The sequence below is a fragment of the Halorubellus amylolyticus genome, assembly GCF_034808145.1.
Taxonomy (GTDB): Archaea; Halobacteriota; Halobacteria; order Halobacteriales; family Natrialbaceae; genus Halorubellus.
In genome coordinates, this window is record NZ_JAXHGM010000004.1 from 322,106 (window position 1) to 348,095 (window position 25,990).

Annotated in this window: 30 protein-coding genes and 2 tRNA genes; 6 read left to right on the forward strand and 26 right to left on the reverse strand. The window is 69.4% G+C overall.

The window, feature by feature from the left end:
• Positions 1-63: 63 nt before the first annotated feature.
• From SM754_RS12740 to ligA, 3 genes are all read right to left on the reverse strand, one after another.
• Positions 64-813, reverse strand: coding sequence for an MBL fold metallo-hydrolase (locus SM754_RS12740; protein ID WP_323676614.1), 750 nt, complete (start codon positions 811-813; stop codon positions 64-66).
• A gap of 117 nt (positions 814-930) precedes the next feature.
• Positions 931-1,392 carry a hypothetical protein gene (locus SM754_RS12745; protein ID WP_323676615.1) on the reverse strand — a complete coding sequence of 154 codons (462 nt, stop codon included), beginning with the start codon at positions 1,390-1,392 and terminating at the stop codon, positions 931-933.
• A gap of 113 nt (positions 1,393-1,505) precedes the next feature.
• Positions 1,506-3,425: an ATP-dependent DNA ligase LigA gene (ligA, locus tag SM754_RS12750; protein WP_323676616.1), complete on the reverse strand. Its 1,920-nt coding sequence runs from the start codon at positions 3,423-3,425 to the stop codon at positions 1,506-1,508.
• Between the two features lie 185 nt (positions 3,426-3,610).
• Here ligA and SM754_RS12755 point away from each other — a divergent pair, with 185 nt between their 5' ends.
• A complete protein-coding gene (locus tag SM754_RS12755) occupies positions 3,611-3,757 on the forward strand; it encodes a DUF8555 family protein (RefSeq protein WP_323676617.1) in 147 nt (48 codons plus the stop codon).
• Positions 3,758-3,851: 94 nt separating this feature from the next.
• On the opposite strand, the gene SM754_RS12760 is transcribed toward SM754_RS12755, so the two are convergent.
• Positions 3,852-4,172: a ribbon-helix-helix protein gene (locus tag SM754_RS12760; protein ID WP_323676618.1), complete on the reverse strand. Its 321-nt coding sequence runs from the start codon at positions 4,170-4,172 to the stop codon at positions 3,852-3,854.
• Positions 4,173-4,299: 127 nt separating this feature from the next.
• Here SM754_RS12760 and SM754_RS12765 point away from each other — a divergent pair, with 127 nt between their 5' ends.
• The 3 genes from SM754_RS12765 to SM754_RS12775 all read left to right on the forward strand — a co-directional run bounded on the left by SM754_RS12765 (position 4,300) and on the right by SM754_RS12775 (position 6,786).
• The gene (locus SM754_RS12765) at positions 4,300-5,232 is read left to right on the forward strand and encodes an HhH-GPD family protein (RefSeq protein WP_323676619.1); all 933 of its coding nucleotides are present in this window, start codon (positions 4,300-4,302) and stop codon (positions 5,230-5,232) included.
• 51 nt (positions 5,233-5,283) lie between these two features.
• A complete protein-coding gene (locus tag SM754_RS12770) occupies positions 5,284-6,063 on the forward strand; it encodes a helix-turn-helix transcriptional regulator (RefSeq protein ID WP_323676620.1) in 780 nt (259 codons plus the stop codon).
• Positions 6,064-6,207: 144 nt separating this feature from the next.
• Entirely contained in the window at positions 6,208-6,786 is a 579-nt protein-coding gene (locus SM754_RS12775; RefSeq protein WP_323676621.1) for an NADPH-dependent FMN reductase, read from the forward strand.
• Between the two features lie 39 nt (positions 6,787-6,825).
• On the opposite strand, the gene SM754_RS12780 is transcribed toward SM754_RS12775, so the two are convergent.
• The 9 genes from SM754_RS12780 to mvk form a co-directional block, all read right to left on the reverse strand.
• Complete coding sequence (locus SM754_RS12780; RefSeq protein WP_323676622.1) at positions 6,826-7,806, reverse strand: aldo/keto reductase; 981 nt, start codon at positions 7,804-7,806, stop codon at positions 6,826-6,828.
• A 143-nt stretch (positions 7,807-7,949) separates the two neighbouring features.
• Positions 7,950-8,144, reverse strand: a complete 195-nt coding sequence (locus SM754_RS12785) for a 30S ribosomal protein S17e (protein ID WP_323676623.1) — start codon at positions 8,142-8,144, stop codon at positions 7,950-7,952.
• An 89-nt stretch (positions 8,145-8,233) separates the two neighbouring features.
• A complete protein-coding gene (locus SM754_RS12790) occupies positions 8,234-8,845 on the reverse strand; it encodes a DUF447 domain-containing protein (protein ID WP_323676658.1) in 612 nt (203 codons plus the stop codon).
• A gap of 38 nt (positions 8,846-8,883) precedes the next feature.
• The gene (locus SM754_RS12795) at positions 8,884-9,744 is read right to left on the reverse strand and encodes a triphosphoribosyl-dephospho-CoA synthase (protein WP_323676624.1); all 861 of its coding nucleotides are present in this window, start codon (positions 9,742-9,744) and stop codon (positions 8,884-8,886) included.
• Between the two features lie 100 nt (positions 9,745-9,844).
• Entirely contained in the window at positions 9,845-10,597 is a 753-nt protein-coding gene (locus SM754_RS12800) for a tRNA-dihydrouridine synthase (RefSeq protein WP_323676625.1), read from the reverse strand.
• 117 nt (positions 10,598-10,714) lie between these two features.
• Positions 10,715-11,707, reverse strand: coding sequence for a 2-phospho-L-lactate transferase (gene cofD / locus SM754_RS12805; protein WP_323676626.1), 993 nt, complete (start codon positions 11,705-11,707; stop codon positions 10,715-10,717).
• 67 nt (positions 11,708-11,774) lie between these two features.
• On the reverse strand, positions 11,775-13,313 hold the full coding sequence (locus tag SM754_RS12810; RefSeq protein WP_323676627.1) for a glutamate-cysteine ligase family protein: 1,539 nt from the start codon (positions 13,311-13,313) through the stop codon (positions 11,775-11,777).
• Between the two features lie 118 nt (positions 13,314-13,431).
• The gene (locus SM754_RS12815) at positions 13,432-14,211 is read right to left on the reverse strand and encodes an isopentenyl phosphate kinase (RefSeq protein ID WP_323676628.1); all 780 of its coding nucleotides are present in this window, start codon (positions 14,209-14,211) and stop codon (positions 13,432-13,434) included.
• Entirely contained in the window at positions 14,208-15,212 is a 1,005-nt protein-coding gene (gene mvk, locus SM754_RS12820) for a mevalonate kinase (protein ID WP_323676629.1), read from the reverse strand. The genes SM754_RS12815 and mvk overlap by 4 nt, the downstream gene beginning before the upstream one ends.
• Positions 15,213-15,470: 258 nt before the next feature.
• On the opposite strand from mvk, the gene SM754_RS12825 reads away from it, so the two are divergent.
• Positions 15,471-17,942 carry a methyl-accepting chemotaxis protein gene (locus SM754_RS12825; RefSeq protein WP_323676630.1) on the forward strand — a complete coding sequence of 824 codons (2,472 nt, stop codon included), beginning with the start codon at positions 15,471-15,473 and terminating at the stop codon, positions 17,940-17,942.
• 211 nt (positions 17,943-18,153) lie between these two features.
• Here the strand turns inward: SM754_RS12825 and rpsB are convergent, their stop codons facing one another.
• The 13 genes from rpsB to SM754_RS12890 form a co-directional block, all read right to left on the reverse strand.
• The gene (rpsB, locus tag SM754_RS12830) at positions 18,154-18,930 is read right to left on the reverse strand and encodes a 30S ribosomal protein S2 (protein WP_323676631.1); all 777 of its coding nucleotides are present in this window, start codon (positions 18,928-18,930) and stop codon (positions 18,154-18,156) included.
• Positions 18,927-20,132 carry a phosphopyruvate hydratase gene (gene eno / locus SM754_RS12835; protein ID WP_323676632.1) on the reverse strand — a complete coding sequence of 402 codons (1,206 nt, stop codon included), beginning with the start codon at positions 20,130-20,132 and terminating at the stop codon, positions 18,927-18,929. Before eno ends, rpsB begins: the two co-directional genes overlap by 4 nt.
• Entirely contained in the window at positions 20,133-20,321 is a 189-nt protein-coding gene (locus SM754_RS12840; RefSeq protein ID WP_227131337.1) for a DNA-directed RNA polymerase subunit K, read from the reverse strand.
• Positions 20,321-20,515: a DNA-directed RNA polymerase subunit N gene (locus tag SM754_RS12845; protein WP_323676633.1), complete on the reverse strand. Its 195-nt coding sequence runs from the start codon at positions 20,513-20,515 to the stop codon at positions 20,321-20,323. The genes SM754_RS12840 and SM754_RS12845 overlap by 1 nt, the downstream gene beginning before the upstream one ends.
• 12 nt (positions 20,516-20,527) lie before the next feature.
• On the reverse strand, positions 20,528-20,923 hold the full coding sequence (locus SM754_RS12850; RefSeq protein WP_323676634.1) for a 30S ribosomal protein S9: 396 nt from the start codon (positions 20,921-20,923) through the stop codon (positions 20,528-20,530).
• The gene (locus SM754_RS12855; RefSeq protein ID WP_323676635.1) at positions 20,917-21,354 is read right to left on the reverse strand and encodes a 50S ribosomal protein L13; all 438 of its coding nucleotides are present in this window, start codon (positions 21,352-21,354) and stop codon (positions 20,917-20,919) included. The genes SM754_RS12850 and SM754_RS12855 overlap by 7 nt, the downstream gene beginning before the upstream one ends.
• A complete protein-coding gene (locus SM754_RS12860; RefSeq protein ID WP_227131341.1) occupies positions 21,351-21,701 on the reverse strand; it encodes a 50S ribosomal protein L18e in 351 nt (116 codons plus the stop codon). Before SM754_RS12860 ends, SM754_RS12855 begins: the two co-directional genes overlap by 4 nt.
• Positions 21,702-21,731: 30 nt before the next feature.
• Positions 21,732-21,816 (reverse strand) — tRNA-Leu (locus SM754_RS12865).
• A gap of 173 nt (positions 21,817-21,989) precedes the next feature.
• A complete protein-coding gene (locus tag SM754_RS12870; protein WP_323676636.1) occupies positions 21,990-22,736 on the reverse strand; it encodes a DNA-directed RNA polymerase subunit D in 747 nt (248 codons plus the stop codon).
• A 5-nt stretch (positions 22,737-22,741) separates the two neighbouring features.
• A complete protein-coding gene (locus tag SM754_RS12875; protein WP_323676637.1) occupies positions 22,742-23,134 on the reverse strand; it encodes a 30S ribosomal protein S11 in 393 nt (130 codons plus the stop codon).
• A 1-nt stretch (position 23,135) separates the two neighbouring features.
• On the reverse strand, positions 23,136-23,657 hold the full coding sequence (locus SM754_RS12880) for a 30S ribosomal protein S4 (RefSeq protein WP_323676638.1): 522 nt from the start codon (positions 23,655-23,657) through the stop codon (positions 23,136-23,138).
• The gene (locus tag SM754_RS12885; protein ID WP_323676639.1) at positions 23,657-24,175 is read right to left on the reverse strand and encodes a 30S ribosomal protein S13; all 519 of its coding nucleotides are present in this window, start codon (positions 24,173-24,175) and stop codon (positions 23,657-23,659) included. Before SM754_RS12885 ends, SM754_RS12880 begins: the two co-directional genes overlap by 1 nt.
• A 74-nt stretch (positions 24,176-24,249) precedes the next feature.
• Positions 24,250-24,333, reverse strand: a tRNA-Ser gene (locus SM754_RS12890).
• A 359-nt stretch (positions 24,334-24,692) separates the two neighbouring features.
• Between SM754_RS12890 and SM754_RS12895 the strand changes: the two genes are divergently transcribed.
• Complete coding sequence (locus tag SM754_RS12895) at positions 24,693-25,988, forward strand: ABC transporter substrate-binding protein (RefSeq protein WP_323676640.1); 1,296 nt, start codon at positions 24,693-24,695, stop codon at positions 25,986-25,988.
• Positions 25,989-25,990 lie beyond the last annotated feature (2 nt).

The window sequence follows — 25,990 nt, forward strand, 5'->3', positions numbered from 1 at the left end:
ATACAGAGACCCCTACTCGTCAGAAACGGCGACCTGACGGTCGCCGTATGCTCCTGCGAGCAGTTAGCTCTCGTCGAGTACGACCTCGACCCCGCGAGACTCGAGGTCGTCGACGAACGCCGTCGAGTCCGTCTCGAGTGCCCCGAACGTGTTGTAGTGGATGGGGACGACGACCTCGGGATTCATGTCCGCGGCGAGGTCGGCGGCCTCGTGGCGGTCCATGGTGAAGCTCCCGCCGATGGGCGGGCAGAGGACGTCGACGTCGAGCATCGCGTGACCGTCGAGGACGTCGGTGTCGCCCGGCCAACAGACGGTCGTCCCGTCGAGCGTCAGCAGGAACCCGCACCCGCGTCCCTCCGGGTGGTACGGGTCGCCGTCCGGTCGCGTGTGGCCGTCGGGCGTGTTGTACGCGGGAATCGTGCGGAGGATGGCGTCGCCGATGGCGAAGTCCGCTTCGGCGTCAACCCACCGGACGTCGACGTCGAGGTCGACGGGGCGGTCGTCGACGCGCTCGATACGGTGCGTGTTCACGCCGTCGAAGACGACGAGCGTCGCGTCCCCGCCCGCGACCCGACGGATGCCGTCGGGGTCGTAGTGGTGGTCGTGCGTGACGCAGACGACGTCCGCGTCCTCGGGGCGGTAGTCTCTGGCTGGTGGATGGGAGACGCCGGGCGTGTCCGGCGTCCACTCGCCGGTGAAGACGCCGTATCGGCCGGGGTCGAAGTAGACGACGGTGTCCTCGTCGGCGTCCACGACCCTGAGCGTCGCGTACCCGAGCCACTCGACGGTCAGGTCGTCGTGCGTGACTGTCATCCCGTGACCGTACTCGAGTGGCGCCGATAGGGTTGACGGACGACACTCGACGACCGGTTGCCGTCGACGACTGAGTGCCGTCGACGACTGCGTGCTGTCGTCGAACAGGCCGTCGCGTCAGGCGGGGCGGGCGTCGAGTTCCGTCCAGGATATCTCGGTCGCCCCGTCGACGACCTCGACGACGTCGTCGAGGTCCGTGAACGTGGCGTCGAACGCGAGCGCGACGACGGCGCCCGCGACGTGCGCGTCCGCCGGCCCGCGGGGCCGCGAGTGCCTGAACGCGAACCCGACGTGGCCGTCCATCACGACCTCGAGGTCGCGCGCGTCGACGAACGCCTCGATGCGGTCCCGGACGGCGTCGTCGACGCCCGTGACGTAGTGCACGCCGTCGACGTACTCGTACCGCGACGACCGTGTCTCGTGGACGACGACCCGCGAGCAGTCGGCGAGGTTCTCGCGGTCGAGGTGCGCGTCGAACGCTCGCGCCAGTCGTCTCGCTGCCTCACGATGCTTGGCTCCCCCATCGACGACGGCCGCGACCCCCCGGTCGCGGCCGTCGAGTGTCTCCCCCGGACTCATACCTCTCTGGGTAGGAATCCCGATAGCCGGCCACATTACGATTGTGGCCGTTCGAGGCGTGCTGACGCATCACACCGCACCACACTGCCTCGTCGTGCGAGGGCGAGCGAGGGTCAGTCGTCGGCGAGCGCCTCGACGCGCTCCAGGGTGTCGGCGTCGGCGGGCGCCTTGTCCTCGCGGACGGCGACGTACCGCGGGAACCGGAGCGCGTACCCGGAGTCGTACGTCGGCGACGCCTGGATCTCCTCGTAGCCGACCTCGAACACGACCGCGGGCTCGAACCGCACCGTCTGGCCGGTCTCGGTCGTGACATGCGCTCGCAGTCGCTCGGTGAGCGCGTCGAGTTCGGCGTCCGTGATACCGGTCGCGACCTTCCCGACGGTCGCGTACCCGCCGGCGTTCCCAGACTCATCGGCGCGCTCCGGTGCGCGGACGCCGACTTCGAACGTCCCGAAGACGTTCGCGCGCCGGCCTTCGCCCCACTCCGCGCCCGTGACGACGACGTCGAGCGTCTCCACGTCCGGTTTGCGCTTCAACCACTCCTGGCCGCGCTTGCCCGCCGAGTACGTCGACGCCGGGTCCTTCAGCATGATGCCCTCGTGGCCGGCGTCGAGGACCTCGGCCTCGAACGCGCCGATCGCGTCCGCGTCGCTGGTCAGGAACGACTCGGAGACGCCGTCCTCGAGCACGCGCTCCAGTCTCGCCTGGCGCTCGGTGAGCGGTGCGTCGAGGAGGTCCTCGCCGCCGTGATGCAGGCAGTCGAACGCGCGCAGTTCCACGGCGACGTCCTCGGCGGCGCGCGCGACGTCGTGCTTCCGCCGGAAGCGCTCGAGGACGCGCTGGAAGGGGAGCGGGTCGCCGTCGTCGTCGACCGCGAGCGCCTCGCCGTCGAGGATGACCGGCACGTCGACGCGCTCGCGGACGAACGCGACGAGTTCCGGGAGCGCCTCCGTGACGTCCTCCATGTTCCGGGAGAACAGTCGCGTGTCGCCGTCGGGGTCGTGATGCACCTGGACGCGCGCCCCGTCGTACTTCGTCTCCACCGCCACGGCGTCCCACGCCTCGACCGCGTCCGTTATCGTCCCGGCCTGTGCGAGCATCGCGCCCACGGGACGCCCGACATCGAGGTGGACGTCCGCGAGCCCGTCCCGGCCCGCGTCGCGCGCCACCGCCGCGACCCGCCCCGCGTCGTTCGACACCTGGAGCGCGCGTCCGACCGCCGCCACCGCGTCCGCCGGCGGCCGCCCGAACCCGTCGTCCGCGTCTGGGTCGGCCGCCTCTCCGTCGACATCGGCGCCGTCTCCGTCGGTATCGGCGTCGTCTGCGTCCTCATCGCTCTCGTGGTCGCCCGCGTCCGCTCCGTCGCCGAGGGCCGAGAGCGTCAACTGCGCGCCGTCGGGACCTGCCTCCTCGTCCTCGTCCTCACTGCTACCAGTCTCGACGTCCCCGTCCTCGTCGTCGTCGTCCTCCGCGAGGAACGCGGCGGCGATGGCGTCCCGGACGGTGCCGTCGCCGACACCGATACGCATCTCACCGAGGACGAGTCGCGCGACGAACCGCGCCTCCGCGGGGCTGGCGCGGTTGAACAACCCGAAGAGGTGGTCGGCCTTCGCGCCCGCCGACCCGCTCCCGGTCGCCGTCGCGATGGCGACGAACGCGTCGTGGACGTCCGCGACCGTGAGGTCGTCGCCGCCGCCCGCGCCGAACGCACTCAATCCCTGTTGGCCGTCCAGGTCGAGGCTCGCGGCGACCGCGCCGATCTCGCCGACCTCCGCGAGGCGGTCCTCGACGTCGGCCGCGGTGACGTTCGGGCCGGCGGCGCGCGCGAGCGCCTCGTGACACAGCGACGGGCCGACGTCGAGCTTCCGGTCGTCCCACGCCGGGAACGCTCGTCCCTGCACGAACCGCGCGAGCGTCTCTAGGTCGTCGGCGTCGGCCTCGGCGAACAGCTCCGCGACCGCCGCGACCACCGCGAGGTCCGCGTCGGTCTCCTCGATGGCGCGAGCCCGGTCTGCGAACGCAGCGAACTCCATTCGCCTCGGTCTACCGGCGGCGACCGCAAAAGCCTCGCGGGTTCGCGTCGGCACGGACGCCAGCTCTCAGGTTCGCATCGGCACCGACCACAACTCGGGTTCGCGTCACCGAGTCGGTAGCGGCGTGGCGAGCTCGACGCGGTAGCGTGGTTGGACTTTTGTCCCCGCGACCGTAACCCGAGCGTATGCGAGACGAGGACGAAGTCCGCGAGCAGTACGAGTTCCTCAAGGAGCAACTCGAGGACGAGGACATGAACCACGAGGGCGTCAAGCAGATGTTCACGTACTACAAGCGCGCTATCGGGTGGGTGCTCGAAGAGGAACACATGTGACCGCTCGGGGAGTCGGGGACCGACGCGCCAGCGGCGGTGCCGGTCGTGGCGGCGCTCGGAACCGGTAGCGGCGGTCGCCGTCGTCGCACCCGGCTCAGAACTGGTAGCGGCGGTCGCCGTCGTCGGTCGGGTACGTCGACCCGCCGGCCATCTCGTCGTAGGTCATCCCGGAGAGGTACTCGTCGTACGTGACGTCGTAGTTCGCGCGCAGGTGGAAGTCGAGCTTCCCGGTTTCGACGGTCTGTTCGAAGAGCGCGTGGATGGCGCGTTCGACGAGCGTGCTCGGGTCGTCGTTGTCGACCGCCGCCGCGAGCATCGCGAGCTCGGTCCGGGCCTCGGCGTCGAGGTGGAACGTCTCGGTCTCAAGGTCGTCGGCGGTCTCCTGCACGTCGTCGGCGAGGTCGTCGAGAGTCATAGCGTCAGGTGGGTGCCGTGGACGCCTACGCCTTTCGCTCTCTCCCGGTTACACGGCCGGGTCGCTCGCCGCGTTCGCGGTGTCGAGACCGGCACTCCCTTGTCGGTCGGTTCCCGAGTGGGGATAGATGAGTGCAGGCAACGACGCTGAGGTGTCGTGGTCGCTGCCGGCGGACGTCGCGGCGGTCCGGGACGCGCTCGTCGCGTGGTACGAGGACGACCACCGCGATTACCCGTGGCGGCGGACGGAGGACGCGTACGAGATACTCGTCTCGGAGGTGATGAGCCAGCAGACCCAGCTCGACCGCGTCGTCGACGCGTGGGCGGACTTCCTCGACCGCTGGCCGGACGTCGACGCGCTCGCGGACGCGGACCGCGGGGACGTCGTCGCGTTCTGGACGAGTCACTCCCTCGGGTACAACAACCGCGCGAAGTACCTCCACGAGGCGGCGAACCAGGTAGTGGCCGAGCACGACGGCACGTTCCCGGAGACCCCCGAGGGCCTCCAGGAGCTGATGGGCGTCGGGCCGTACACGGCGAACGCGGTCGCGAGCTTCGCGTTCAACCAGGGGGACGCGGTCGTGGACACGAACGTCAAGCGCGTACTGTACCGGGCGTTCGACGTCCCGGACGACGACGACGCGTTCGAGGCCGCGGCGAGCGAGCTGCTGCCGGCGGGCGAGTCGCGCGTGTGGAACAACGCCGTCATGGAGCTCGGTGGGGTGGCGTGCGAGAAGACCCCGAAGTGCGACGAGGCGGGCTGTCCGTGGCGTACCTGGTGTCACGCGTACGAGACCGGGGACTTCACGGCGCCGGACGTCCCGACGCAGCCGAGCTTCGAGGGGAGCAGGCGGCAGTTCCGCGGGCGCGTCGTGAACGTCCTCGGGAGTCACGACGAACTGGGCCTGGACGAGCTCGGCCCACGCATCCGTGTCGACTACGCGCCGGACGGCGAGTACGGCCGCGAGTGGCTGCGCGGCCTCCTCGCGGACCTCGACGACGACGGCCTCGTCGCGCTCGCCGAACGCGACGGCGAGACGGTCGCGAGCCTCCGCCGGTAGCCGGCGGCGTCTGCCATAAGGCGTAAGCACGACCCGGCGAATCACGGTGGTATGGAACCGGGTGATCGAACCGACCTCGTCGAGACCCTCACCCGGCGTCGCGCCATCCTCGAAGCGATCGACGACGAACCGGTCCACAAGCCCGTGCTGGCCCGGGAGCTGGACGTCGCCCGGTCGACGGTCGACCGCGCGGTCCGCCAGCTCGAGGCGAAGGGACTCGCCGAACGCGGTCAGGAGGGCGTGGCGTTGACGACGGCGGGCGCGCTCGCGCTGGACGTGTACGGGGAGTTCGCGACGCGTCTGGACGCGGTATGGGACGCGCGCGACGTCCTCGCCGACCTCCCCGGCCCCGACCTGGCCGACCCCGCGTTCTTCGACGGAGCGGACGTCGTGCGCGCGACGGTCTCCGCGCCCGACCGCCCGGTGCGTGCGTTCGTCGACCTCGTCGCGGAGGCGACCCACGCACGCGGGTTCTCGCCGACGGCGTACGGCGCGTACGTCGACGCGTTCGAGCGCGGCGTCGTCGAGGACGGACTGACGGCGGAGCTGGCGTTCAGCGACGAGGCGCTCACTGAACTGACGACCACGCACCGGGACGCCATCGTCCGCGCCGCGAACACGGGTCGCGTGACCGTCCACCGCGTCGATGACCTCCCGTCGGCGGGACTCGTCGTCATGGAGCGTGCGGACGCCCCGACCGTGGCCGCGATGGGCGTCCACGACGGCGCGGGCCTGGACGCGGTCGTGACGAACGACGACCCGAGCGCCGTGGCGTGGGCGCGCGACCTCGTCGACGACCGGTACGCGGCCGGCGACCGGATTCCCCTCTGACCGGCCGGCGACCGGATTCCCCTCTGACCGACCGGCGACCGGATTCCGCTCTGACCGGCCGGCTGATACCGGAGGTCGTTCGCGGTCGCGTCGTCTCGACCTGCGGGACGTGGTTTTTTCTCGCGGCCGGCCGTCGGAGCGGACATGACCTCTGACGTGCACGTCGTCGCGCTGTGCGGGAGTCTCAGGGACGGAAGTCACACGCGGACCGCGCTCGAGGTCGCGCTGGACGCGGCAAGCGCGGCGGGCGCGAGCACCGAACTCGTCGACCTGCGCGCGCTCGACCTGCCGGTGTTCGACGCGGACGCCGACGGCGCGGGCGACGCCGCCGACCTCCGGGCGACGGTCGCGGGCGCGGACGCCATCCTCCTTGGAACGCCGATGTACCACGGGTCGTACTCGTCGCCGCTGAAGACCGCACTCGACTACTGCGGGTTCGACGAGTTCGAGGACAAGACCGTCGGGCTGCTCGCCGTCGCCGGCGGCGGATTCCCCGTCACCGCGCTCGAGCATCTGCGGTCGGTGTGTCGAGCGCTCGACGCGTGGGTCATCCCGCATCAGGCCGCGGTACCGAGCGCGTACGACGCGTTCGAGGACGGTGCGTTCGTCGACGACGGGCTCGCGGAGCGCGTGCGGACGCTCGGCCGGCAGGCGGTCCAGTACGCGAACATCGAACCGGACCCGGACTCCTTCGAGAGCCAGGAGAACGTCGGCGCGCGCTGAGCGACGGCCGTGGGGGCCGGACCGCCGCCGCGGAGCGCCTCACCAGCGGTGGTGGACGTGCTCGCGGACGTACTCGTCGTAGACGGCGTCGACGGCGGCGCGTTCCTCGGCGGTGGGGGCGGCGCGGTCGGCGGCGGCGACGTTCGAGCGGACGTGCGCGGGCGTCGTCGTCCCCGGGATGACGGTCGTGACGGCGTCGTGGTCGAGGATCCACCGGAGCGTGAACGCGGCCGGGTCGTCGACGCCGGTGCGGCGCTGGAGGGCGTCGACGGCGTCGAGCCCAGTCTCGAAGGGGACGCCGGCGAACGTCTCGCCGACGTCGAACGCCTCGCCGTCGCGGTTGAAGTTCCGGTGGTCGTTCTCCGGGAACTCGTCGTCGGCCGAGAGCGCACCGGTGAGGAGGCCGGACGCGAACGGGACGCGGACGATGACGCCGACGTCCTCGTCGACGGCACGGTCGAAGAGGTGTTCGGCGGGGCGCTGGCGGAACGGGTTGAAGATCAGCTGGACGGACTCGACGCCGTCGTACTCGACAGCTTTCAGGCCCTCCTCGACGCGTTCGACGCTGACGCCGTAGTGCGCGATGCGGTCCTCGTCGACGAGCGCGTCGAGCGCGTCGAACGTCTCCGGCTGGTAGTAGACGTCCGTCGGTGGACAGTGCAGCTGGAGGAGGTCGAGCGTCTCCGCGTCGAGGTTCTCGCGCGACCGGTCGACGAACTCGCGGAGGTGCGCGAGGTCGTAGTCCGCGGCGCGGTGCGGGTCGAGACGGCGGCCGGCCTTCGTCGCGACGAACGGGTCGGCGTCGCGTTCGGCGAGCACGTCAGCGATGAGTGACTCGCTCCGGCCGTCCCCGTAGACGTCCGCGGTATCGAGGAACGTGACGCCCGCGTCGAGTGCCGCGCGGACGACGTCGCGTCCCTGCTCCGCGGGGACGTCGCCCCAGTCACCGCCGATCTGCCAGGTCCCCAGTCCAACTTCCGTGACCGAGTCGCCCGTCGACCCGAGCGGTCGTTCGTCCATGCGGCAGGCGAGCGTCCCTCGTCGCGTAAGCGTGTCGCCCGCGGCAGGCTTCGGGGGACGTCGGGCGGAGGCAGCGGTTGAGAGACGCCGGTCACTCGCTGCGCTGTCGCTATCTGTGGAGAGAGCTCGGCAGAATCGGCGCGTCAGGCTTGCGCGGCGGCGGTGTTCTTCTTGCGCGTGACGTAGCCGGCGACGCGGTTGCGGACGCCCTTGGATTCGATGTTCGTGAGCTTCGCGACGCTGTCCTTGTTCGTCTCGAACTCGGTCGTGAACGCCTTCGGGTACCGCTCGAGGAGGATGGTACCCGTCTTCTTGACGTAATCGGGTTTGATGGCCATACCGATTCGTTCCCCGTTCGCCCCCAAAAAGGGTTCGTTCTCCGGGCGTCGGACGCGTTCGACGGTTCGCTCGGGCGGGTCGTCCGCGGTCAGTCCTCCGGGAGGTCGCTGGTGGGCGACCAGTCGGCGGTGAGCGCCGCGCAGCGACGGATGGCGGCGCGTTCGCGGTCCCCGCCGCACGTCGAGACGACGTCGACGGCGCGCTCCAGGCGCTCGCGGAGCGCGTCGTCGTCGAACCCGTCGACGCCGAGGCGGGAGGCGGCGACGGTCGCGTCGACGACCGCGGCGTGCCCGCGGTTGACGACCGGGACGACGCGCCGGCGGACGGTCGACTCGACGGGGTCGAGCCGCCACGTCTCGATGCGCGTCCCGTCCTCGTCGCGCGCGTCGACCTGCGTCGCGTCGACGCGCACCCACGCGTCCGCCGACTCGAGGACGGGGGCGTCCGTCTCGAAGACGTCGAGCGCGGCGTTCGCGAAGTCGAGCGCGTCGGTCGTGAACTGGACGACGCCCTCGCCGCGCCCGTGGAGGTTCCGACGCGTGCGCGTGTTCCCGTACGTGAACGCCGTGACCGCGTGTAGCCGGTCGTCGTCGCGCGTCGACGCGGGGCCGTCGGCGTGCACGCCGAGCGCGGCCTGGTTCCAGCGGTCGTTCGGGCCGAGCGTCGCCACCACCGTCTCGGTGACACCGCGGAGGCGCATCGGCCACGCGCCACGGTCGACCGGTGGGTCGCTGGCGGTCACGGCGTCACCCCGTAGCGTTCGAGCGCGACGAACAGCGCGCCGGCGGTGAGGTCAGCTGTCGTCCCGGGGTTGACGCCGCGGTCGACGAGGTCCTCGGCGAACGCGCTGACGGCGTCGGGGTCAGGACCGTCGGCGGGCGCGTCATTCCGGAGGGCGGCGGCGCGCTCGGTGACGTCGCGTGCGACGTCGTCGCCGTGCTTCTCGGCGACGAGCGTGTCGGGTTCGGCCGCGAGGAGCGCGAGGAAGGCGTCGGCGGCGCGGTCGGCGAGCGGGCCGTCGCCCGCGGCGATTCGGTCCCCGGCGGCGAACGTCCGCTCGAACCCGTTCGCCCACTCCGCGGCGACGCCGTCCCGGTCCGCGCTGTCGCGCATGAGCGCGGCGAGCGTGAGGTCGCGGTCCTCGACGGCGGGAACGGCGTCGCTCCCCCGGCGGACGTCGAGGTCGGGCGCGTCAGCCGGCGGGTCCCCGACGAAGACGTCGACGTGGTCGAACGCGCGATAGAACCCGGCCGCGTCGGCGACCGTCGTCGCGGCGACGACCTCGCGGACGCGGTCCCGGCACAGTTCGCCGGTCGCCGCGGTCCGGACAAGCGGCGCGAGCACCAGGAGCGCGCCGAACTGCGTGTTCGACCCGGCCCGGTCGCTCATCCCGGCGACCGCGCGCTCGAACCCGTCACCGAGCGCGAAGTTCGGGTCGCAGCACGCGTCGAGGCCGGGGCGCGCGCCGACGGCGCCGGCGAGGAACTGCTCGAAGCGGAGGTCCGCGAGGTCGCGCTCGCGGTCGACGTTCCCTGGCTTCGGCGTGCCCGCGACCTCGAGGAGGAGCGCGAGCTCGGCGTTCGCGGCAGTCGAATGCACGCCCGGTTGTTCGCGCCCAACGCGAAAAACTCCGGCGGGTATCGGCACCGCCTGCCGCCTACCCGTCCCGGCGACTTCCTGACAGCAGCGCAGGCTCGGTTCAGGTGGACGACGCACGCACGGACTCCAGGGCGGTCAGGACGCGGTCGAGGACGACCGGGTCCGTGCTCGGCCGACCGACGCTGACCGCGTCCGCGCCGTACTCGAGGTACTCGCGGACGCTCGCCTCGTCCCTGACCTCGTTGTTCGCGACGACGAACAGCGACGGCGCGGCGTCGACGACGCTCGCGACCGCGGGCTCGCTGTCCATCGCGTCGACGTGGAGGACGGTCGCGCCCGCGTCGGCGACGGCGCGAGCGGTCGCCGGGAGGTCGACGCCGTCGACGCCCGCGCGGACCTTCACGGACACCGTCGCACCCGTCTCGGACGCTGCGGCGACGTACTCGCGGAGGCGTGGCGTGTCCGCGAGCAGCGTCTCCCCGCAGCCGACCGCGCGGAGTTCGTCCTGGCGGCAGTGCGCGTTCACCTCGACGATGGCGTCGTGACTCGCACAGACCGCGGCCGCCTCGCGGACCGGCTCGGGGCGGGTCGCGCGGACGTTCACGCCCGCGCGGACGTCGACGTCCGCGAGCGCGGCGAGCTGGTCGTCGATCCACGCGAACGGGTCCTCGGGGAGGAACTCGCTCCGGTCGCGCGCCACCAGGTCGCGAGCCGCCGCCCGCGACCGCTCGTCGAGCGCGATACCACCGAGGAACGCCGCCCCCGCGTACGGCGCACCCGCTCGCGCCCACTCGGCGTCAGCGTCGCCGGAGAGGCTCGCGAGCGCGAGCGGCGGGTCGAACGGACCGTCCATACCGAACCGTACGCGCGGCCAGTCACTCGACTGCGTCGATTCTACCGACGCGCAGCCCAGCTATCGCGTCGAGCGGCCCACCGGCTCGAAGCACCGCCATCGCGTCCGGCGGCCGTCTCACTGGACCGCGTCGATAGCGCGCGTCACCGCCTGCACGACGCGTTTCGCGTCCTCGCGCCCGTCGATGCGGACGTCCGTCCGCTCGGTGTGCACGTCGAAGGTCGCGTCGTCGTCCTCGTCGACGACGAACGCGTCCGCGAACGGATACGCGCCAGCCAGCCCCTGCGTGCTCGGTTCGCCGCCGACGGCGTCCATGAGTTGCGCGACCGGGCCGCTGAACGCCTCGTCGCCGAGGAACGGCGACACCGCGATCACCGTCGCGTCTTGGAGCGCCGCGCCGATACCGGGCACCGACAGCATCGGCCCGATGCTCGTCACCGGGTTCGACGGGCCGATGACGACCACGTCGGACAGAGCGTCCAGCACGCCCGGTGCCGGCTCGGCGTTCGACGACCCGCGGAACTCGACGTTCTCGACGGTCGGCTCGCCGCCGCGCCCCACCCAGAACTCCTGGAAGTGCATCACGCCCTCGGGCGTGTGGATGAGACTCGCCACCGGGTCGTTCGTCATCGGGAGCAGGTCGAGTTCGAGGCCGAACCCGCTCGCGAGACGGTCCGTGACCTCGGTGAGCGTGTACCCCGAATCGAGCAGGCTCGTGCGCGTCACGTGGACCGCGCGGTCGCGGTCGCCGATCTCCATGAACTCCGCGACCCCGGAGAACCGCCGCCAGCGCGCGAGCGCTCGCCCCTCGGTCTGCTTCTCGTCGGGGAGGAACTGCGGGCCGGTGTCGAGGTCCGCGGCGTTCGCGACGTCCATGAGCGCGTCGTGCGTCCGCGTCGTATCCCCGCGGATACCCCACCAGCGGTCGCGGTCCAGTACGCCACCGCCCTGGAAGACGAGCGTGTCCACGTCCGGACACACCATGAGCCCACCGAGCTCGACGTCGTCGCCCGTGTTCGCGACGACCGTCGTCTCGTCCGGCGAGAACGCACCCGCGGCCCCGTCCAGCAGTTTCGGTGTGCCGGTGCCACCGGAGAGAAACGTCACCATGCCAGCCCGTTCCGCCCCGCTCGTCTAAACGGTTCCGGCCCGCCAACCGCCGGCCGGTGAGCCCTCGTCACTGCCGGCGGTCCTGCAGCCACTCCGCGAAGCTCGCCGACAGCAGCGTCTTCCGCTGGGCGTCCACGTACGACCGCTGTGCGTCCTCGACCGCCGCCGCGAACGACGCCCCGTCGTCCACGGCCGCGGCGACCCGCTCGTGCTTCCAGCGCGCGGGCGTCATCCGTCGCCGCACGCGAGCCTTCAACGGGTGCGTGTACCGTGCCGCCTCGTCCTCGCCGAGCCCCCGCATCTGGAGGCCCTCCTCGGCGTGCGCGAGCAGGTCCTCGTAGGTGCGCGCGAGGTCGCGCGTGTGCTGGCCGTCGTTCGTGATCCAGACCGTGTCCGCGGCCAGCCCCTCGCGCATCGCGCCGTAGAAGTTGTCCCGCGCCACCGACCAGTCGAGGTCCAGCACGGGATGTTCGACCTTCGGCAGCGCCTCCATGAGGCCGGCGAACACCGCCTGGAACGCGATACCGTCCCGGACCGTCGGCTGGCCCGCGATGGGGCGGAACTCGATGCGAGCGTTCGCGGACGACCGCGTCGGCCCGCCGAACACCGGCCGGACCCACCGCCAGTACGTCCCGTGCTTCATGCGGAACGCGGCGAACTTGTCGTCGAACCGGTTCGAGGACTCGACGGGCATCGGGACGAACGTGTCGTCGGCCGCGATGCGGTCGACGGCCTGTTCGACGCTCTCGACGTCCCGCGGGAACCGGACCTTCCCCGTGGTGTCGGTCTCCGCGTTCAGCACCGTCTCGAAGACGCCGATGCGATGCCCCATCCAGGCGTCGTCGAGGATGGTCTCGGCGTCGACGTCGGCGTCGTAACAGTCCGGCGGGAAGAACGGCGAGTTCACGCCGAGCGCGAGCAGCGGCCCCGCGATGCGGAGCGCGTACTGGAAGTACTCCGGGAGGTCCGCGGCGTGCGGCACCTGGTAGTGCGGCTGGATGCTCGTGATGAGGCTCTCGGGCATCACGGTGTCCGCCGCGAGGTCGACGTGCGGTGCGTCCAGCCGCATCCCCGCCTGCACCGCCGCGTCGCCGGCGTTCGCCATCGCGTGATACCGCGCGCTATCGCTCATGTTCGTCGCGACCCTGACGCCGCGGTCCTCCACGCTGTCCGTGAGGTACCCCGTCGCGGTCTCGCCCTCGGGCGGAATCGTCCACATCCCGTCGCTTACGAGCCGCATCCCCTCGGCGCTCGCGCACTCCTGGGCGGTCTGGAGCCGCGCGAGCACCTCCGACTCCTGGGCGCGCAGGCCGTGCTCGTTGAACGGCTGCGGGCTCGTCGACATCTCCGCGTTGTGCAGGCCGAGTTCCTTCTCGAACCCGATGAACTCCAGGAGCCGACGGGGCACCCGCATCAGCGCCGTCGACTCGTCGTTCACCGCGTAGAACTCGTACTCGAACCCGACGATCGCCTGCGGGTTGTCGAACGTCCCCTCGCGGAGTTCCTCCTTGAGGACCGCCGCGTCCTCGCGAACCTGCTCCTCGAACGCGACCGTGTCGACAGCGAGCGCATCCTCGACGCGCGACGCGAGGTCGTCCGATGGCATGCCCGATACGGCGACGCCGACCCGTATCAATCCCATGGTCAGATACGTTGGCAGCCGTGCGCACCGCCACGACCGGTCGCCCCCACGGAGCGGGCCTCGCGGACGCCGGACGCGGCCGTCAGTGGCCGCCGTCGACGGCCGTCCCGGATCCGTCCCCGTGGACGGTCGTCCCCGGCTGGTCGCCGTCGAGGAACGCGGGGAGGGCGTCGAGGTCGAAGACGCTCGCGGGCGCGCCGAGTGCGAGGAGCTCCCGAACCTTGCCGGCCATGCCGCCGGAGACGTCCGTCGCCGCGCTCCCGCCGAGCACGTCCGCGACGTCGTCGAAGCGCCGTATCTCGTCGACGACGCCGTCGTCGGCGTCGAGGACGCCGGGGACCGTCGAGCAGACGCCGACGCGGTCCGCGTCGAGGGAGGCCGCGAGGCTCGTGACTATCTCGTCCCCGCTGAGGACGGTCGCGCCCTCGCCGGCGTGCGCGACGAGGTCGCCGTGGAGGACGGGAACGAACCCCTCGTCGAGGAGGGTCCCGACCTGCCCGCTGGGGAGCGAGAGCGCGCCGTCGCGGTCGCGGTGCGCTGCGGAGAACGGATGGACGGGGACCGCGGGGACGTCCGCGTCCTGGAGCGCGCGCAGCACGAACCTGTTCAGGGTCGTCATCGCGCCGTGGATGGCGGTGACGCCGTCGACGTCGTGGACGCCGTCGGTCGTGCTCGCCCCCCACGTCTCGGCGTGAGGATGGCCGAACGACCCGCCGCCGTGGACGACCACGAGGTCGTCGACCGCACCGCTCGCCCGGGCCGTCGCGACCGCGCTCGCGGCGCGGTCCAGCGCCGCGCCGTCGACGGTCTCGTCGCGGTCCTTCTCTGTGACGACGCTCCCGCCGAGCTTGAGGACGATCATTCGAGTCGCACCCCCTCGGTCGCGAGCTCCGCACGGAAGACGTCCTCGCACCCCGGCGTCAGTTCGAGCGCGGTCTCCGTCCCGTCGTCGGCGTCGAGCGCGACCACGCACCCGCCACCGCCAGCGCCCGTGAGCTTTGCGCCAGCCGCACCGGCCTCCCGCGCCGCCCACACCATCTCGTCGAGCGACCGTGAGGACACGCCGAGCGCCTCCAGCAGGCCGTGATTGAAGTTCATCAGCGCGCCGAGCTCCGCGAGCGTCTCCTCGGTCGGTTCGGCGGCCGCGTCCGCGATGAGCGTCTCACCGCGGCGGACGACGTCCCCGATCGTCGAGACCGTGTCCGCCGCGAAGTCGTACTCGTCCCGGAGCGCGCGCACCCCGGCGACGAGCTCGCCGGTGTCACCCGCACCGCCGTCGTAGCCGACGACGAACGGCAGGTCCGGGTTCCCGAGCGTGCGACAGTCGTCGCCCGCCACGCGAACCGCCCCACCCATCGTCGAGCAGAACGTGTCCGCGCGCGACGCCTCGCCGTCCTGGACCGTGCTCTCCGCCCGGTACGCGCGTTCGGCGAGCTCGCGGTCGTCGACGTCCACGCCGAGGGCCGCGGTCGCCGCGGCGATGGTCGCCACCACGACCGCCGCGGACGACCCGAGCCCACCACCGAGCGGAATCGCGCTCTCGACGTGCACGTCGAACCCCGCGTCCGGGGCGTCGGCGGCGTCCCGCGCCTGCTCGATTGCAGCGTCGACGTACCCCGTCGCCGCCTCGAGGAGCGGCGTCGGCGCGTTCACGTCCGGTGCCTTCCCACCCACGGCGTCGTACTCGACGGTGAACCCGGAGATGTGGAGGTCCTCGGACTCGACGCGGAGTCGCGCGTCGTCCCGACGGTCGACGGTCACGGTCGCCCGGCGTTCGATAGCGCAGGGCACCGCGGGTTCCCCGTAGACGACGGCGTGCTCCCCGAAACAGTAGACCTTCCCGGGTGCACTCGCAGTTACCATACCCGACCATTCGCACCCGGGAAAAAGAGTGTTGCCAGTTCCCCACGCGACAACCGCGAGACTCGACCGTCTCGCGCGACCTCTCGGCGTCGCGTCGCCGCGCGAGCACGCACCGACCGACGAGTCGACACGGACCGATGCCCGACTCACTCCCCCGAGCGACGCGGTGCGTCACGGACCGTACTGATAGACGACAATAAACTGTCCCTTTACAGCCCAAGGGTTTATACATAGTATCGGACTATACACCACGAACGCATGTCAAGTGGGGACAGGCAGCAAGACGACGCATCGAACGGACCGAGCCTGCGCGCACGCATCGCACCGAACTTCCTCCGCAGACGATTCGGACTGAAGCTCTTCTTGCTCCTGCTCCTCGTCCTCGCCGTCGTCGTCGCCGCCGGCGGGCTCAGCTACTGGCAGACCGAACAGACGGTGCAGACCCAGACCGAGGAGAACCTCAAAGCGACCGCGACGATGCACGCCGACGCCATCAACGAGTGGAGCGCCGACAGGCGCGCGAGCACCACCGCCATCTCCGACAGCGACGTCCTCCGGGACGGCGCCGCGAGCACCGACGCCATCCTCGACTACGCCAAGACCGAGAAATCGCGGTACAACACCGGCGGTCGCGCGGTCATCGCGAACGTCCACGTCGTGAACGTCGCCGAGAACGAACTCGTCACCACGACCTCCACCTCCCTGCGGAATCAGGGGCTCGACGCGGCGGACGGCAACTGGAACAGCCTCGAACCCGACGACTTCCGGTCGGCCGACGACGTCTGGGCGACCGAGCGGACGTACCTCCCCGCGTTCGACAACCAGGCCGTCATGGCGTACGCCAGTCCCGTCCCCGGGAACGAGGACCTCGCCGTGGTCGTCGTCGGCAGCTTCGAGGACTTCGTCACCGACCTCCGCGCGCCCGGCGACCAGACCACGGACGTCCTCACGTCCGACCGCGAACCCGTCGTCGGCGACCAGCCCGCCGTCGTCGACAGCGGCTTCCAGGACGCCGTCGCCGGCCAGCCCGCGTTCCGCGAGCGCGGCGACGCCGTCCAGGCGTACGCACCCGTCCCCAGCACCGACTGGGTGGTCGTCAGCTCGCAGCCCGCCGCGTCCGCGTTCGCCGTCCGCGACACCGTCGCGACGAACGTCGGCGCGCTCGTCGCCGCCGCCCTCGTCTCGCTGCTCGTCGTCGGGAGCGTCATCGTCCGGCAGACCACCCGTCCGCTCCAGCACCTGCGCGACAAGGCCGCCGCGATGGAGGACGGCGACCTCAGCGTCTCGCTCACGCACGACCGCATCGACGAGTACGGCCGGCTCTACGACGGCTTCGACAGCATGCGGAACTCGCTACGCACCCAGATCCGCGAAGCCCAGGAAGCGCGCGCCGACGCCGAAGAAGCGCGCACCGACGCCGAATCCCTCACCGCTCACCTGGAACGGAAGGCCGACGAGTACGCCACCGTCATGCAGGCGTGCGCCGACGGCGACCTCACCGAGCGGATGCGTCCAGAGTCTGAGAGCGACGCGATGGAGTCCATCGCCGTCGAGTTCAACGAGATGGTCGCCGAGATCGAGTCGACCACCGCCGAGGTGAAGGCGTTCGCGGGCGAGGTCGCGACCGCCAGCGAGCAGGTCACCGCCTCCAGCGAGGAGGTCCGGTCGGCGAGCGAACAGGTCACGGAGTCCATCCAGGAGATCAGCGACGGCGCGGAACGCCAGAACGAGAGCCTGCAGTCCGTCAGCGGCGAGATGGAGCAGCTGTCGACGACCACCGAGGAGATCGCGGCGGCCTCGAACGAGGTCGCGGACCTCGCCGAACGCACCGCCGAGACTGGTCGCGAGGGCCGGGAAGCCGCCGAGACCGCGATCGAAGGGATGCGGGAGCTCCAAGCTGACTCCACGGACGCCGTCGACGCCATCGAGGACCTCGAGAGCGAGATGAGCGAGATCGACGAGCTCATCGAGTTCATCGGCGACATCGCGAAGGAGACGAACATGCTCGCGCTGAACGCGAACATCGAAGCGTCCCGCGGCGGCGCTGCCGGCGACGCGGGCGGCGACGGGTTCGCGGTCGTCGCGCAGGAGGTCAAGGACCTCGCGAGCGAAGCGAAGGACGCCGCCGAGGACATCGAGGGCCGCCTCGAACGCATCCAGGAGCAGACCGAACGAACCGCCCACGAGGTCCAGCGGACGAGCGAACGCGTCGAAGAGAACGCCGGCAGCATCGAGAGCGCGGTCGCGGCACTCGACGAGATCGCGGACTACGCCCAGGAGACGAACACGGGCGTCCAAGAGATCTCGGCGGCCACCGAACAGCAGGCCGCGAGCACGCAGGAGGTCGTCGCGATGGTCGACGACGCCGCCACCATCAGCGAGGAGACCACCGCGGAATCCGAGAACGTCGCCGCCGCCGCCGAGGAGCAGACCACCGCACTCACCGAGGTCTCGCGGAGTGCGAGCAACCTGGCGACGAACGCGAGCACGCTCAGCGAGGCCCTCGACCGCTTCACGACCGACGCCAGCACCGACGAAACGCCGGACGACCACGCTGAACTCCCCGGCGAACAACCGAGTGCGCTCACCGACGACACCGCCGACCCGATGCCCGACGACCCCGACGCCGCACTCGACGAACTCGCCGACGCAGACGCCGACCCGACCGACAACGACGACCCGGAGAACGACACCGACCTCGACGCCAGCCTCGACGACGGCGACGACTGACCGAACTCGCGGCCTCTCCTCTCTCTCTCAGCCACCAACCAGCACCAGCACTCCCGAACGAACCCCGGCACACAATCCAACAAAGCACGACCAACGCGACTGACGCACTGGCGGCACCGACGCGACCGACACATCGACGGAACCGACCCAAACGTCCAACGGCCGCGGCGCTACACGAGTAACGAACGCGAGAAACGAGAACCCGAGCGGTTCAGATACCGGACTCGAAGTCGTCGAGCGAGTACGCCGGCTCCGCCCCGCGGCGGTCGAGCGTCTCGTTCGCGAGCAGCCAGTACACGACCGACAGCGCCTTCCGACCCTTGTTGTTCGTCGGCACGACGAGGTCGACGTTACTGGTCTGGTTGTTCGAGTCACACATCGCGATGACGGGGATACCGACCGTGATAGCTTCCTTCACCGCCTGCGCGTCACCGATCGGGTCAGTCACGACGAGCACGTCCGGCTCGATATAGCCGTCGTACTTCGGGTTCGTGAGCGTCCCCGGGATGAACCGGCCCGTGCGAGCGCGAGCGCCGACCGCTTCCGCGAACTTCTCCGCGGGGAAGCGACCGTACTGGCGCGAACTCGTCACGAGGATCTGCTCGGGCGCGTAGTTCGACAGGAAGTCCGCGGCCGTCCGGATACGAGAGTCCGTCTTCGCCACGTCCAGGACGTACAGGCCGTCCGTTCGGACGCGGTGAATGAACCGCTCCATGTCCTTCGTCTTCTGCTGGGTCCCGATGTGGACACCAGCGCCGAGGTAATCCTCGACGGGGATGAGGAGGTCCGCCTCCTCGTCGCCCATGACGTCGTCGTCGAGCGCGGGGCCCGCGTCTGTCTCGGCCTCGGCCTCCGCGGCCTCGGCGCTCTCTTCGTCAGTCACGGGCTCGACGTCGTCCGCTTCGGCCGCCGGACCGGCGCCCTCCGCGGGCTCCGCCTCGATCTCCTCTTCGGCGGCATCGAGCCCTTCGTCGTCTTGTGCTGTCATAATGCGTCGTCTGCGATTCGGATGAGTTCGTTCAGCTTCGCGGTTCGCTCACCGCCGACCGCGCCCGTCTTGATGAACGGCGCGTCGGTCGCCACGGCGAGGTGTGCGATGGTCGTATCCTCCGTCTCGCCACTCCGATGGGAGACGACGGGATCGTACCCGTGTCGGACCGCGAGTTCGATCGCGTCGAACGCGTCCGACAACGTCCCGATCTGGTTCGGTTTCACGAGGATACTGTTCCCAGCTCCGGCGTCGATACCCTCAGACAAGCGCTCGGTGTTCGTCACGAACAGGTCGTCACCGCACACGAGCGTGCGGTCACCGACGCGGTCCGTGAGTTCCGCGAACGCGTCGTAGGCGTCCTCGTCGAGCGGATCCTCGACGTACACGAGATCGTACTCGTCGACGAGCCCAGCGATGTACTCGACCTGCTCCTCGGTGGACCGCAACTCGTCGCCGTACACGTAGACGTCCTCCTCGGCGTCGTACAACTCCGCACCGGCAACGTCGAGCCCGAACCCGATCTCGAACCCGAACTCGTCAGCGACCGTACTCGTCGCCTCGTCGACTATCTCGAACGCCTCCGCGTCGTCGATACTCGGCGCCCACGCGCCCTCGTCGCCCTTCCCGCAAGCGACATCGCGTTCGTCGAGGAGGTCCGCGACCGCCTGATGCACCGCCGCGTTCGCGAACACCGCATCCGCGACACTCGGCGCACCGACCGGCGCCGCAAGGAACTCCTGGATGTGCGTCGCATCCGCCGCGTGCTCGCCACCACCGACGACGTTCCCGAGCGGCGTCGGGAACGACCCACCACGGAACGCCCCACCGAGATGCTGGAACAACGGCGCGCCGAGCACGTCGGCGCCCGCCTTCCCAGCAGCCATCGAGATCGCAACCGCACTGTTCGCACCGATGACACCGAAGTCATCAGTACCATCAGCCGCATGCAACGCCCCGTCGACGTCACGCTGATTCCCCGCGTACACGCCACCCTCGAGTCGAGGGACGGCGAGCTCGCGAGCCTTCGCGATCGCCTCCGACGGCGGCAACTCGATCGCTTCGTACTCGCCCGTCGACGCCCCACTGGGCGCCGCCGCACGACCGAAACCACCACTCTCCGTCAACACGTCAGCTTCCACGGTCGCGTTCCCGCGCGAATCGAGCACGCGCCGCAGTCGGACGTCCGTGATGCGCGTCATCTACTCGTCACCTCGACCCCGACGCACCGTAAAGGGTAGTGCCCCCGCGTCGTACTCCTCTGCCGCGATGAGGATGGGCTCCGTCTGATCCGTCTCGATCAGTACGGGCGCCCCGTACGACACCTGGAGCGCACGCGCACCCAGGATACGGGCCTTCTCGTACCGATTGTAGCGCTGTTTCCCGGGCATCACTGGTAGGGGGAGACGATGTCCACGAGGTCCTTGTGACTGACGAGCATCCGCCGGCAGCAGTACCGGTCGATACCGAGCTCGTCGAGGACCTTCTCGGGGTCCTCGTCACCCTCGCGCGAACGCGCCTTGAACTCCTCCCAGTGCTCACCCACGACGTTACCGCACGTGAAACACCGGACTGGTACCATCATGACTCGATCACCTTAGCGGTAGGACTTCTGGTAGCGCGCACGCGCACCCGGTCCGCCCCACTTCTTGGGCTCGGACTGGCGCACGTCGTTCACGAGCAGCGACCGGTCGAACTCGCGATACGCATCGCGAAGCTCCGCGTCGCCGCTGTGCTGGACGATACCGCGCGCGATTGCCGTGCGGACGGCGTCCGCCTGCCCGGCGAACCCGCCACCCTGCACGGAGACGTCGACGTCGACGTCGTCGCGCACGCCGTCGACGATGCGGAACGGCTCCAGCATCTTCAGGCGAGCCATCTCCGGCTCCACCAGCTCGACGGGCTTCGAGTTGATTCGGACGAGCCCCTCCCCGTCGGAGACGGTCGCCCGCGCGATAGCGGTCTTCTTCTTCCCGGACGTGTTCGTTACCATGTGACGTTAGCACCCAGTTGCTCCGAGATCTCCGACAGCTGGAGGAACTTGATGTTCGACAACCGGTCGAGCGACGTCCCGTCGAGGACCTCGCCGTCGTCGTCGAACGGGTTCCCGACGTAGACGCGGACGTTCGAGAACGCCTCGCGCCCACGGTCGGACTTGTGGGGGAGCATCCCACGGATTGATCGCTTGAAGATGCGATCCGGTCGCTTGATCGTCGCCGGACCCTGATCGGACCCGATCTCCGCGCGCTTGCGGAACGTCGACATGATGTCGTCCTCGTTACCGGTGATGACGGCATCCTCCGCGTTCACGACCGCGACGGACTCGCCGTCGAGCGACCGTTCCGCGACCTGCGACGCGACGCGACCCAGGATGCAGTCACGGGCGTCGACGACCACGTCCGCGTCGAACTCGGACGTGTTCATCGGATCACCCGCACGTTCGATCCTTCGGGGTTCTGTTCGATAGCCTGTTCCAGTTGGAGCGTCTCGCCTACCTGCTCGATCTTCGTCTCGGCAGACGACGAGAAGTCGACCGCCGCGACGGTGACCGACTTCTGCAGGGCGCCGCTCCCCAGGACCTTCCCGGGGACGACGACCGTCTCGTCTTCCTGCGCGTACCGCTCGATCCGCCCGAGATTGACCTCCGCGTGCGTGCGGCGGGGCTTCTCGAGGCGGTCGGCGACGTCGCTCCAAACGTCGGCGTCATCTGTGCGAGACACCGACTTCAGCTCGGCGATGAGACTGCTGAGCCTCGGATTCGTCTTACTCATGACTTTCCTCCTGAATGTGAGAAGAACGGATGCAGGGAGCAGGATTTGAACCTGCGGACCTCTACAGGACAGCGCCCTGAACGCTGCGCCGTTGGCCTGACTTGGCTATCCCTGCGCGTGCCCTCGTAGGCACCTGTTTGTTCCGTGCCCCCCTTCAAACCACTTTCGATTACGGCGGGCGAACGGGGGACGGCGCCACGGTCGGCGTCGTCACTCCCGGTGCCGGTCGACCGTCGACCGAGCGTTCGTCCAGCCGTCAGGGTGTGATTGGAAGGGGTCATGGTTACGTTATAGCGATACCGCGTCTTCGAGTTCAGCGGCGCGCGCGTCGAGCGACTCGACGGCGCGCGTGAACAGCTCCTCGACGGACATCGACCCGTCCGTCTCCACGCTGAAGACGAACGCGTGCTCGACGTCCTCCACCGCGACCTCCTGATCGGGATACCGATTCGTGAGGTCGTGGTCGAACGCCGCAGTGTCGACCAGTTCGTCACCCTCCTGGATGACGCCACGGTAGATCTCGGGGTCGACGTCCTCGAACTCGCCACGGTCACCCACGGTCTCGACGCGCTGGAGGTGTCGGTACCCCACGGACACGCCGCCCTGGTGTTTCGCGTGGTCCTTCCCAGTGCTGAGCACTGCGTCGGCCTCCAGTTCGAGCCGCTGCCCGTCCTTGAGGTCGATGATCGGGACGTTCTCCTCGGCCGGCTGGACCATCTCGTCCGACGACACGATGTCGCCGGAGTACGCGGTCGCGGGCCCCGAGACGTCAAGCGAGAGCGTCACGACGTCGTCCTCGTCGAACTCGTTCGGCGGCGTCGACAGCGGAACGAGTCCGAGCCGCAGCGCGATCTGCTCGTCGAACATCACCGACGAGTTCTCGATGAAGCGCACCTCGTCGATCGCCAGCGTCGGCACGTCCGCGATCATCGCGCGACGGATACCGTTGGCGAACGCCGGGGTGACGCCACGTACGAGGAACTTCGCGGCCCGTTCCTCGCGTTCGATGAACTCGACGTCGTATTCCTCGTCCATGCTTGTTAGAATCCGCCCTTGCCCTTGGGGGCGCGGGAGCCGTCGTGCGGGATGGGTGTGACGTCCTCGATGCGACCGATCTCGAAGTCCTCGCGAGCGAGTGCGCGAATCGCCGCCTGCGCACCCGGTCCCGGAGACTTCTGGAGGTTGCCACCGGGTCCGCGAACGCGGACGTGGAGGCCCTCGATACCGGCCGCACGGATCTCGTCGGCGAGGCTCTCGACCATCTGCATCGCCGCGTACGGCGACGCCTCGTCGCGGTTCTGCTTGACAGCAGTCCCGCCAGAGGACTTCGCGATGGTCTCGGCGCCCGTGAGGTCCGTCACGGTCATCACGGTGTTGTTGTACGATGCGTGTACGTGGGCGATGCCCCACTTGTCGTCTTCTTGCTCTGCCATGTTACTGACCCTCCGCGCGTTCGGGGTGGAGTTCGTCCGCGAGTTCGCTCGTCTCGTCGAACTCGATGGCGTCCTCCTCGCTCACGTCGACCGTGTACGACGGTCGCGTGACGCGAGCGCCGTTCACTGTGACGTGCCCGTGCACGATGAACTGTCGCGCCTGCTGGGTCGTGTTCGCGAGACCCTTCCGGTACGCGACGGTCTGGAGGCGGCGCTCGAGGAGGTCGTTGATCTCGAGACTCAGGACGTCGTCGAGTTCGTCGCCGTCGTCGAGCACACCGATGCGCTTGAGTCGAGCGAGGAACTCCTCGTCCTCGTCCTCTGCGCTCTCGTCCATCTGCACGGACCCGAGCAGGTCTCGGGCCTCGCGGCGGAACGAACGGAGCTGGGACTGGACTCGCCAGAGCTCTTCCTTGTTCTTCAGGCCGTACGTGTCGACGAGACCGTGTTCCTCGGCGATGCGCTCGCCCTGGAACGGGTGGTTCGGCGTCTCGTAGCCCTTGGTGTTGTTCCCGGTGGCCATTATTCCTCACCCGCTGCTTCTTCTTCGGCCTGTTCTTCGCGGATCTCTTCGACGTTGACGCCGATGGTACCCTCGGTGCGGCCGGTGGACTTCGTCCGCTGGCCGCGGACCTTCTGTCCGCGCTTGTGGCGGATGCCACGGTACGCCTCGATCATCTTGAGGCGGTTGATGTCGTGGCGGCGGGACATGTTGAGGTCGTTCCCGACCTCGTGCGTGGTCTCGCCGGAGTAGAAGGCCTTCTGGCGGTTGTTGAGCCAGTCGGGGACCTCGTCAGCGTAGTTCTCGACGGTTTCGACGACGGCGTCGATGTCGTCCTCGTCCAGTCGGCCGAACGTCGCCGTCCGGTCGACGTCCGCCTCGTGGGCGATGATTCGCGCCGAGCGTCGCCCGATACCGTTCATCTCGATGAGCGACCGCTCGACGGACTTGGTGCCGTCGAGGTCTGTCTGGCCGATTCGGACGAAGTATCGAAGGTCCTCGTCGTCCTCGGTGTCGCCCTGTGGTTGTTCTTCGCTCATGTGTTGCGTGTATGGAGTGCTGGTGCACTCTCGGTTGAAGTTCCACGACCAGCCTGGTGTGGTGTGGAGTCCGACGTCGTGGCGGGGATTTGAACCCCGGAGGCTTGCGCCACAGAGTTAGCAACCCTGCGCCTTGGGCCAGGCTAGGCTACCACGACATGCTGTCTATCGTCGCCCTCTCGGACTCGGGGCCGACGCCCCTACATCGATTGCACTCTCTGCTACTCCGGTCTTGTACTTAAGCCCCACGGAACGCTGGTCGCCTGTGGTGGCTTCGCACGCGGTCGCTGGCTGTCGTCGGCTGGCGATTCGAACCGGCAGGCGGTGCTGGTGGCCAGTGTTTTTACTTTGGTGCGAGTACCTATCGAACGTGTGTCGGCTCCGGCGCTGCCGGGTCGCTCACGGATGCGTCGCGTCAGACTTTGGTTATTCACTCGGTTGCGAATAAATTTGGGGAAACCTTAAGTGACGGGCGCAATTATGCATGGGTAAGTCTCTCACAGAGACGCGTGGTGGCATGACAGAACACGACTCAACAGCAGACGTCTCCAGACGCACCGTCCTCAAGATAACCGGCGCAGCGGGCGCAGCGGGCCTCACCGGACTCTCGGGCTGCCTCAGCAGCCTCACCGGCGGCACCTCGACCATCGAACTCCTCCACGGCTGGAGCGGTGGCGACGGCAAGGCCGCGTTCGACTCGATGGAGAAGGGCTTCAAGGAGGAGTACCCCGACGCGGAACTCAACGTGCAGGCCATCGGTGGGTCCGCGAACACGTCCCTCAACACGAAGGTCCAGCAGCGCGTGAAGAACGACGACCCGCCGAGCTCGTGGTCCGACTGGCCCGGCGCGAACCTCCAGCAGTTCACGGACGCCGACGCGTTCGGCGACATCGGCGACTCCGTCTGGACCGACGAGGTCCGCGACGCGTACCTCAAGGGACCGAAGGACGCGGCGAAGGTCGACGGGACGTTCGTCGCGGTTCCGACGAACATCCACCGCATCAACAACCTGTTCTACAACAAGTCGGTCGTGGAGGACGCCGGCGTGGACCCGACGTCGATCGACAGCCCGAACGCGCTCGTCGACGCACTCGAGACGGTCGAGTCGGAGACGGACGCCGTCGGCTACGCGCACTCGCTGAAGGGCCCGTGGACGAGCCTCCAGCTGTTCGCGAGCGTCTTCATCGGCCAGCACGGCTCGGGCGCGTACGACAAGTTCATCAACGGGAACGGCAAGAAGGCCCAGGTCGCGAAGTCCCTGGAGACCCTCGCGTCGTACGCCGAGTACATGCCCGACGACGCCTCCTCGATCAGCTTCCAGGAGGCCGGGACGATGGTGCAGGACGGCGACGCGGCGTTCATGCATCAGGGCGACTGGCTCGCCGGGATGTTCCAGGGGAGCGGCTTCGAGTTCGAGAAGGGCTGGGGCCACGTGCCGTACCCGGGCACCGAAGGCGTCTACCAGCTGAACATGGACTCGTGGGTGTACCCGACGAACAACCCGTCGCCGGAGGGCACGAAGAACTGGCTCAAGTACTGCGCGTCGAAGGACGCCCAGAAGCGCTTCAACAAGAAGAAGGGGTCGATTCCGCCGCGAAGCGACGTCTCGATGGACGAGTTCCCGGCGTTCCAGACCCAGCAGTTCGAGGAGTTCACGAGCTCGGACAGTCAGCCGCCGTCGCTCGCGCACGGCCTCGCCGTCCCGAAGGCCCAGCTCAGCGCGCTCTCGACGGCGCTCAGCAACAAGTTCGACCACACATCCGACACCGTGGACGCCACCGCGACGGCGTTCATGAGTGCCGTCGGAAACTAAGG

What these genes read in the sequence shown, in the direction of transcription:
- SM754_RS12810 (WP_323676627.1), bottom strand. Translation starts at nt 13,313, where the DNA reads ATGCCATCGGACGACCTCGCGTCGCGCGTCGAGGATGCGCTCGCTGTC.
- SM754_RS12815 (WP_323676628.1), bottom strand. Translation starts at nt 14,211, where the DNA reads ATGATCGTCCTCAAGCTCGGCGGGAGCGTCGTCACAGAGAAGGACCGC.
- SM754_RS12775 (WP_323676621.1), top strand. Translation starts at nt 6,208, where the DNA reads ATGACCTCTGACGTGCACGTCGTCGCGCTGTGCGGGAGTCTCAGGGAC.
- SM754_RS12785 (WP_323676623.1), bottom strand. Translation starts at nt 8,144, where the DNA reads ATGGCCATCAAACCCGATTACGTCAAGAAGACGGGTACCATCCTCCTC.
- SM754_RS12840 (WP_227131337.1), bottom strand. Translation starts at nt 20,321, where the DNA reads ATGCCCGGGAAACAGCGCTACAATCGGTACGAGAAGGCCCGTATCCTG.
- SM754_RS12885 (WP_323676639.1), bottom strand. Translation starts at nt 24,175, where the DNA reads ATGAGCGAAGAACAACCACAGGGCGACACCGAGGACGACGAGGACCTT.
- SM754_RS12765 (WP_323676619.1), top strand. Translation starts at nt 4,300, where the DNA reads ATGAGTGCAGGCAACGACGCTGAGGTGTCGTGGTCGCTGCCGGCGGAC.
- SM754_RS12780 (WP_323676622.1), bottom strand. Translation starts at nt 7,806, where the DNA reads ATGGACGAACGACCGCTCGGGTCGACGGGCGACTCGGTCACGGAAGTT.
- ligA (WP_323676616.1), bottom strand. Translation starts at nt 3,425, where the DNA reads ATGGAGTTCGCTGCGTTCGCAGACCGGGCTCGCGCCATCGAGGAGACC.
- SM754_RS12740 (WP_323676614.1), bottom strand. Translation starts at nt 813, where the DNA reads ATGACAGTCACGCACGACGACCTGACCGTCGAGTGGCTCGGGTACGCG.
- rpsB (WP_323676631.1), bottom strand. Translation starts at nt 18,930, where the DNA reads ATGACAGCACAAGACGACGAAGGGCTCGATGCCGCCGAAGAGGAGATC.
- SM754_RS12745 (WP_323676615.1), bottom strand. Translation starts at nt 1,392, where the DNA reads ATGAGTCCGGGGGAGACACTCGACGGCCGCGACCGGGGGGTCGCGGCC.
- SM754_RS12760 (WP_323676618.1), bottom strand. Translation starts at nt 4,172, where the DNA reads ATGACTCTCGACGACCTCGCCGACGACGTGCAGGAGACCGCCGACGAC.
- SM754_RS12755 (WP_323676617.1), top strand. Translation starts at nt 3,611, where the DNA reads ATGCGAGACGAGGACGAAGTCCGCGAGCAGTACGAGTTCCTCAAGGAG.
- SM754_RS12770 (WP_323676620.1), top strand. Translation starts at nt 5,284, where the DNA reads ATGGAACCGGGTGATCGAACCGACCTCGTCGAGACCCTCACCCGGCGT.
- SM754_RS12855 (WP_323676635.1), bottom strand. Translation starts at nt 21,354, where the DNA reads ATGAACACGTCCGAGTTCGACGCGGACGTGGTCGTCGACGCCCGTGAC.
- SM754_RS12800 (WP_323676625.1), bottom strand. Translation starts at nt 10,597, where the DNA reads ATGGACGGTCCGTTCGACCCGCCGCTCGCGCTCGCGAGCCTCTCCGGC.
- SM754_RS12860 (WP_227131341.1), bottom strand. Translation starts at nt 21,701, where the DNA reads ATGAGTAAGACGAATCCGAGGCTCAGCAGTCTCATCGCCGAGCTGAAG.
- SM754_RS12880 (WP_323676638.1), bottom strand. Translation starts at nt 23,657, where the DNA reads ATGGCCACCGGGAACAACACCAAGGGCTACGAGACGCCGAACCACCCG.
- SM754_RS12845 (WP_323676633.1), bottom strand. Translation starts at nt 20,515, where the DNA reads ATGATGGTACCAGTCCGGTGTTTCACGTGCGGTAACGTCGTGGGTGAG.
- SM754_RS12895 (WP_323676640.1), top strand. Translation starts at nt 24,693, where the DNA reads ATGACAGAACACGACTCAACAGCAGACGTCTCCAGACGCACCGTCCTC.
- SM754_RS12875 (WP_323676637.1), bottom strand. Translation starts at nt 23,134, where the DNA reads ATGGCAGAGCAAGAAGACGACAAGTGGGGCATCGCCCACGTACACGCA.
- SM754_RS12825 (WP_323676630.1), top strand. Translation starts at nt 15,471, where the DNA reads ATGTCAAGTGGGGACAGGCAGCAAGACGACGCATCGAACGGACCGAGC.
- mvk (WP_323676629.1), bottom strand. Translation starts at nt 15,212, where the DNA reads ATGGTAACTGCGAGTGCACCCGGGAAGGTCTACTGTTTCGGGGAGCAC.
- cofD (WP_323676626.1), bottom strand. Translation starts at nt 11,707, where the DNA reads ATGGTGACGTTTCTCTCCGGTGGCACCGGCACACCGAAACTGCTGGAC.
- SM754_RS12870 (WP_323676636.1), bottom strand. Translation starts at nt 22,736, where the DNA reads ATGGACGAGGAATACGACGTCGAGTTCATCGAACGCGAGGAACGGGCC.
- SM754_RS12790 (WP_323676658.1), bottom strand. Translation starts at nt 8,845, where the DNA reads ATGCGCCTCCGCGGTGTCACCGAGACGGTGGTGGCGACGCTCGGCCCG.
- SM754_RS12850 (WP_323676634.1), bottom strand. Translation starts at nt 20,923, where the DNA reads ATGGTAACGAACACGTCCGGGAAGAAGAAGACCGCTATCGCGCGGGCG.
- eno (WP_323676632.1), bottom strand. Translation starts at nt 20,132, where the DNA reads ATGACGCGCATCACGGACGTCCGACTGCGGCGCGTGCTCGATTCGCGC.